The organism is Streptomyces sp. NPDC059373 (assembly GCF_042751495.1).
GTDB lineage: Bacteria > Actinomycetota > Actinomycetes > Streptomycetales > Streptomycetaceae > Actinacidiphila.
In genome coordinates, this window is sequence record NZ_JBHYXC010000090.1 from 1 (window position 1) to 6,490 (window position 6,490).

The 6,490-nt window shown below is 69.3% G+C and carries 7 protein-coding genes; 4 read left to right on the top strand and 3 right to left on the bottom strand.

Annotation, left to right across the window (positions count from 1 at the left end; genetic code table 11):
• Positions 1–64 precede the first annotated feature (64 nt).
• From ACFXJ5_RS41010 to ACFXJ5_RS41020, 3 genes are read right to left on the bottom strand one after another with little or no spacing between them, the layout of a single operon-like run.
• The gene (locus tag ACFXJ5_RS41010; protein WP_384643606.1) at positions 65–316 is read right to left on the bottom strand and encodes a hypothetical protein; all 252 of its coding nucleotides are present in this window, start codon (positions 314–316) and stop codon (positions 65–67) included.
• Positions 317–365: 49 nt separating this feature from the next.
• Positions 366–431, bottom strand: a complete 66-nt coding sequence (locus ACFXJ5_RS41015) for a putative leader peptide (protein ID WP_384643623.1) — start codon at positions 429–431, stop codon at positions 366–368.
• Positions 432–454: 23 nt separating this feature from the next.
• Positions 455–1,486, bottom strand: coding sequence for a LacI family DNA-binding transcriptional regulator (locus tag ACFXJ5_RS41020; RefSeq protein ID WP_384643609.1), 1,032 nt, complete (start codon positions 1,484–1,486; stop codon positions 455–457).
• A 193-nt stretch (positions 1,487–1,679) separates the two neighbouring features.
• Here ACFXJ5_RS41020 and ACFXJ5_RS41025 point away from each other — a divergent pair, with 193 nt between their 5' ends.
• From ACFXJ5_RS41025 to ACFXJ5_RS41040, 4 genes are read left to right on the top strand one after another with little or no spacing between them, the layout of a single operon-like run.
• Positions 1,680–2,966 carry an extracellular solute-binding protein gene (locus ACFXJ5_RS41025; RefSeq protein WP_384643612.1) on the top strand — a complete coding sequence of 429 codons (1,287 nt, stop codon included), beginning with the start codon at positions 1,680–1,682 and terminating at the stop codon, positions 2,964–2,966.
• Positions 2,963–3,937, top strand: a complete 975-nt coding sequence (locus tag ACFXJ5_RS41030; protein ID WP_384643615.1) for a carbohydrate ABC transporter permease — start codon at positions 2,963–2,965, stop codon at positions 3,935–3,937. Before ACFXJ5_RS41025 ends, ACFXJ5_RS41030 begins: the two co-directional genes overlap by 4 nt.
• A gap of 8 nt (positions 3,938–3,945) precedes the next feature.
• Positions 3,946–4,794, top strand: coding sequence for a carbohydrate ABC transporter permease (locus ACFXJ5_RS41035; RefSeq protein ID WP_384643618.1), 849 nt, complete (start codon positions 3,946–3,948; stop codon positions 4,792–4,794).
• Positions 4,795–4,820: 26 nt separating this feature from the next.
• Positions 4,821–6,485: a glycoside hydrolase family 43 protein gene (locus tag ACFXJ5_RS41040; RefSeq protein WP_384643620.1), complete on the top strand. Its 1,665-nt coding sequence runs from the start codon at positions 4,821–4,823 to the stop codon at positions 6,483–6,485.
• Positions 6,486–6,490: the final 5 nt, after the last annotated feature.

The window sequence follows — 6,490 nt, forward strand, 5'->3', positions numbered from 1 at the left end:
TGGGAGAAGGAGCGTGGTCTGGCGCCTGCGATCGCAAGGCGGAGGAGGGAGGTGACGCGGAGCGTCATCGACCGACGACAACGCCGCGAGAGCTGGTGCCAGGGCACGCGACGCCGCGGAGATCCACCGGCCAGACCCTGAGGTCCGGCGGGGGCTTGGGGAAGCCGTGGTGTGCGTTGAGGTCGGCGTAGCGGAGGGAGAGTTCGGCGCCCTGGGCCGCGCGGAGCCGGTCGCCGACGGGGTCGCTCCAGGTGGTCTCGCGTACGGAGACGGCCTGGTTGACGGCATGTTCGGGGGAAGGGGAGGGGGAAGGCATGGGTCAGTCACCACTCTGTGGGTCCGTGTGCGGGATCGGTCTGCGGCGGTCAGGCCGGACAGATCGCGCTGGACACGCGGCTCAGATCAATGTGGCGGCGGACGGTGAGCGGCATGGGGTCAAGTTATCAGCCCGGCGTCACCCCTTCGGCGGGGCCGTACTGGCCCGTTCGACGAGCCGGGTCGACAGCTCGGTGCGGGTGCTCTCCGGGACCTCGCCGTCCATCATGCGGATCAGGGTCCGTACGGCGGTGGCCGCCATCTCGGAGAGCGGCTGCCGCACCGTGGTCAGGCCGGGGTTGGCCCATCCCGCCTCGGGGAGGTCGTCGAAGCCGACGACGCTGAGGTCGTCCGGCACCCGCACGCCGCGCTCGGCGAGGGCGCGGAAGGCGCCGAGGGCCATGGGATCGGAGCAGACGAAGACGGCGGTGGGGGGCTCGGGGAGGTCGAGCAGCTCCAGCGTTCGCAGATAGCCGAGGTCGGGGCTGAAGTTGCCGTAGCGGATGTACTCCGTCCGCACCCGTACGCCGGCCGCCGCCAGCGCGGAGCGGTAGCCGGCGATGCGGGCGCTGCTGCAGACCTTGCGGCGGAAGCCACCGATGGCGGCGATGCGCTGGTGGCCGAGGGCGAGGAGGTGCTCGGTGGCGCTGACGCCACCGGCCCAGTTGGAGGCGCCGACGGAGGGCACGCCGGGCGGGGGGTCGACGGCGGGGTCGATCATGACGTACGGGATGCGGTGCTGTTCGAGCCAGGTGTACTGGGTGGGGCTGAGCTCCGCCAGATTGAACAGGACGCCGGAAGTGCCGCGGGCGCAGAGCCTGTCGAACCAGCCGCGCTCGGGGCGGCCGCCGCGCACCCGCGTGAGGCCGGCGGAGACGACGATCTCGAAGCCGGCCTCGTGGGCGGCCTCTTCCACACCGTGCAGGACCGCGCCGGACCAACTGGTGGCCAGGGAGTGGACGACGACGTCGACCAGGCCGTTGGACCTGACGGCGTCGAAGCGGGGCCTGCGTACATAGCCGAGTCTCTCCAGGGCCTCGCTCACCCGTCGGCGGGTCTCGGGGGCTACGTCCTCACGCCCGTTGACCACCTTGGACGCGGTGGGGACGGAGACTCCGGCCTCCCGTGCGATCACGGCCAGAGTCGGTCCGGTGGCAGCGGCTCGCGCCATGGACATTCCTCTCTACGGCGGCTCAGCTGCACCGGGTTGACCGAAAGTTTCGAATAGTGGCGCTTACGTCATCGAAACATTGACCGGACAGCAAGGGCTTTCTACATTACGGGGGCCCTGACGTCCGGGGGAAGACACAGGAATTGGCCGATCCGGATATCGAAACTTTCGGACTTTCGAGAGGTGACTCGACATGCCCAGAACCGCCCGTCGCATACGGATCGCCACCAGCCTCGCCGCCTCGGCCGCCCTCGCCCTGACCGCCGCCGGCTGCGGAAGCGGCTCCGGCGGCTCGGACGGCGGCACGGTCACGCTGAAGATCACCACGCAGGTGGACTACGGCTACCGGGGCGCGATCTACAAGGAGTTCGAGAAGACCCACCCGGGCATCAAGGTCAAGGAAGTACTCGTCGACGACCTTCCGCAGAAGCTCGTCACCCAGCTCGCGGCCGGTCGCGGGGCATCCGATGTGGTCGGGCTCGGCGACGACACGCTCACCAAGTTCAAGCCCAGCTACGCCAAGTTCCTCAACCTCGCCGACTACGGGGTCGACAACACCAAGGACCCATGGGCCGACTGGGCCTACCAGGCAGGCACGGTCAACAACGGGGCGTTCGTGCTCGGCGTGCGCACCGATATCGGCGGCATGGGCATCTGCTACCGCACGGACCTCTTCAAGCAGGCCGGGCTGCCCACCGATCCGGGTGCCGTCGCCAAGCTCTGGCCGACCTGGGCGGACTTCACCGCCACCGGGCAGAAGTTCGCCAAGAAGGTCAGCTCCGCGAGTTTCACCGCCAACACCGGTGACATCTGGGTGGCGATGACCAACCAGCACAAGGAGACCTTCTTCGCCGAGTCCGACGACTCCTTCATCGCAGACACCAACACCGCCCTCAAGGCCGACTTCCTCACCGCCGCCGACATGGCCGTGAAGAAGGTCAGCGGCGGCTTCCCGCCCTTCAGCCCCGAGATGGCCGCCGCGCTGAAGAACGGCAAGGCCGCCACCGCCGTCTGCCCGGCCTGGAAGCTGGACCGCACCAAGGAGGCCTCCGGCGCCGCCAACTCCGGCAAGTGGTCGGTCGCCTCGGCACCCGGCGGCGGCAACTGGGGCGGCTCGTACCTCGCCGTACCGAAGCAGACCGCGCACCCGAAGGAGGCCGCGGAGCTGGCGCGTTGGCTGACCTCCTCGGCCACCCAGAAGAAGCTGTTCCTCGCCAAGGGCTACCTCTCCAGCCACCCTGACGTTTACAAGGACCCGGAGGTGCTGGCCAAGAAGGACACGTACTTCTCCGACGCGCCCACCGGGGAGATCTTCGCCAAGGCCGCCGACTCCATTCAGCCGTACTACCGCGGCACCCACGACAGCGACATCTCCGGCCTGTTCGTGAACGCCCTGCTCCGCGTCGAGCAGGGGAAGCAGTCACCCGAGGACTCCTGGAACCAGGCGATCTCCGATTCCAAGAAGGTCCTCGGCCAGTGACGGTCACCCAGACCCGCCGTGCGACGGGCGCCGGACCCGCCCGCCCCGTCGCACGGCGGCACCACTGGCGCAGCCGGCTCACCCGCTTCGATCTCCGCTACACCCCCTATCTGTTGATCGCCCCGTTCTTCGTCGTCTTCGGGGTCTTCGGCATCTGGCCGCTGCTCTACACAGGCTGGATATCGCTCCACAAATGGGCGATGATCGACGGCGACCAGGGCTGGCTCGGACTCCACAACTACGCGACGCTCCTCAGCGACGACTACTTCTGGAACGCCCTGCTGAACACGCTCCTGCTCTTCGTACTCGGCACCGTCCCACAGCTGTTCATCGCCCTCGGCCTGGCCGCCCTGCTCAACCGGCGGCTGCGGGCCAGCGCCCTGTGGCGCTCCTCGGTCCTGCTGCCGCACGTCGTCTCGGTGGTCGCCGTCACCCTCGTCTTCGCCCAGCTGTACGGCAAGAACTACGGAGTGGTGAACGACGCCCTGGGCCTGGTCGGCATCGACCCCGTCGACTGGCAGGCCAACCGCTGGTCGGCGCTGACCGGGATCAGCAGCATCATCATCTGGCGCTACACCGGCTACAACACCCTGATCTTCCTGGCCGCCATGCAGAACGTCCCCGACGAGCTGAAGGAAGCGGCGCAGATCGACGGCGCGTCGCGGCTACGGGTCTTCCGGTCCATCACCGTGCCGAGCATCCGCCCGACCATCATCTTCGTCGTCATGATGTCGAGCATCGGCGGCATGCAGATCTTCGCCGAGCCGCAGCTCTTCGACATCCAGGGCACGGACGGGACGGGCGGCAGCGACCGGCAGTTCCAGACCCTGATGATGTATCTCTACGAAAAAGGCTTCCGGTATTTCGACGCCGGATACTCGGCCACCATCGCCTGGGTGATGTTCGTCATCATCGCCGTCGTCTCCGGTATCAATTACGCCCTGTCGCGGCGTATCGCGTCCAAGGGGTGAACCGCGCCATGGCCATCACCAAGTATTCGGCGGAACGCTCCCGGCGGGTCGGATTCCTGACCTATGCCGTCCTGGCGGGCACCCTGCTCGCCTCGGCCTTCCCGCTCTACTACTCCTTCGTCGTGCCGACCCGGGACAACTCCGCCATCGGCGACCCGGCGCTGACCCTCACGCCCGGCGGGCATCTGCTGGACAACCTGCGGCGGGTCTTCGACACCGTCGACTTCGGCCTGGCGATCCGTAATTCGCTCATCATCTCCACGACGGTGACGGTGTGCTGCGTCCTGCTGTCCAGCCTGGCCGGATTCGCCTTCGCCAAGCTGCCGTTCCGTGGTCGCAACGCCCTCTTCCTCATCGTCGTCATCACGGCGATGCTGCCGACCCAGCTCGGGATGATCCCGCTCTACATGCTCATGGGGAAGCTGGGCTGGATCGCCACACTCCAGGCCGTCATCGTGCCCGCGCTGGTCTCCGCGTTCGCCGTCTTCTGGATGCGGCAGGCCTGCGAGGAGGCGGTGCCGTACGAGTTGGTGGAGGCGGCCCGTATCGACGGCTGCTCCACGCTGCGCACCTTCTGGCATGTGGCGCTGCCGGCGGTCCGCCCGCAGGCGGCGGTGCTGGCGATGTTCACCTTCATGGGCACCTGGAACGACTTCATGTGGCCGCTGATCGTCCTCGACCCGTCCGAGACGCCGACCGTGCAGACCGCGCTCTCGGCGCTGGCCAGCGGCTACGCCACCGACTACACGCTGGTCCTCACCGGGGCCGCGATCGGCGTGCTGCCGCTCATCGTCATCTTCGTCCTGCTCGCCCGGCAGATCGTCGCCGGGGTCATGCAGGGTGCCGTCAAGGGCTGAACGGCCCACCTCCCGAGAGGACTTGCATGACCGCCGGTCCCGCCCAGGTCTCCCCCACCGCCGTGCCGTCCACCGAGGGCGACGGCGAGGAGGGCTGCGACGAAGCTCCGCTCATCCGCAACCCGGTGCTGCCGGGCTTCCACCCCGATCCCTCGATCCTCCGCGTCGGCGCCGACTACTACCTGGCCTCCTCGACCTTCGAGTGGTTCCCCGGCGTGCCGCTGCACCACTCCACCGACCTGGCCAACTGGCGCCCCGCCGGGCACATCCTCACCCGCACCGATCAGCTGGACCTGCGCGGCGTGCCCAACTCCGGCGGGGTGTGGGCGCCTTCGCTGTCGTACGACGACGGGCGGTTCTGGCTGGTCTACAGCATCGTGCGGACCATCGGGCGGCCGTACAAGGACGTCGACAACTTCCTGGTGACCGCGGAGTCCGCCGAAGGCCCGTGGTCGGAGCCGGTGTTCCTCAACTCGACCGGCTTCGACGCCTCCCTCTTCCACGACGCCGACGGACGCCGCTGGCTGGCCCAGATCCAGTGGGACTTCCGGGACGGCCACGACGCCTTCGCCGGGATCGTGCTCCAGGAGTACGACCACGGGCTGCGCGCCCTGACCGGCGAGCCGCGCACCGTACTGCGGCACGACACGCTCATCGAGGGCCCCAACCTCTACCGCCGCGACGGCTGGTACTACCTGATGCTCGCCGAGGGCGGCACCGGCTGGAACCACGGCATCCTCATGGCCCGCGCCCGTGACCTCAAGGGACCGTACGAACTCGATCCGCGCGGCTCGCTGCTCACCACCCGCGACGCCCCCGACTGGCCGTTGCAGAAGGCCGGTCACGGTGAGCTGGTGGAGACCCCGGACGGCGAGTGGTTTCTGGCCCACCTCGCCAGCCGCCCCGTCGCCACGTCCGACGGGCCGCGCTGCGTCCTCGGCCGCGAGACCTGCCTGCAACGTGTGGAGTGGACCGACGACGGCTGGCTGCGGCTCGCCGGCGGCGGCAGCCTTCCCGCCCTCGAAGTCCCGGGGCCGGGCGGGTCCCGCTCCCGCCCCTGGCCCGCCGTGCCGGCCCGCGACGACTTCGACGCCCCCGTCCTGGGTGACACCTGGAGCACGCTGCGGGTCCCCGTCGACGACAGCCGGCTCAGCCTCACCGACCGCCCGGGCTGGCTGCGGCTGCGCGGCGGCGAGAGTCCGCACTCCCTCTTCGAGCAGAGCCTCGTCGCCCGGCGGCTGCGCTCGCCGCGCTGCGAGGTGTCCACGGTGCTGGACTTCCGGCCCAGCCACTTCTCCCAGATGGCGGGGCTGGTCTGCTGGTACGACACCACCACCCACTACTACCTGCGGGTCACCCACTCCGAGACCCGCGGCCGCGTCCTCGGCATCGTCCTCACCGACCAGGGGCAGTACGAGGAGCTGCCCGAGACCGAGCTGCCGGTCGACGACTGGCCGCTGCTCCATCTGCGCGCCCGCCTTGACCACGCCGAGCTGCGCTTCGCCGCCTCCCCCGACGGCACGGAGTGGCTGGACGTCGGCCCGGTCCTGGACGCGAGCAGGCTCTCCGACGACTACGGCCCGCTGCTGCGCTTCACGGGCGCCTTCGCCGGGCTGTGCGCGCAGGACCTCAACGACCGGCGGGCGACCGCCGACTTCGACTGGTTCGAGCTGCGCGACCTGACGCCGTGAGAGAG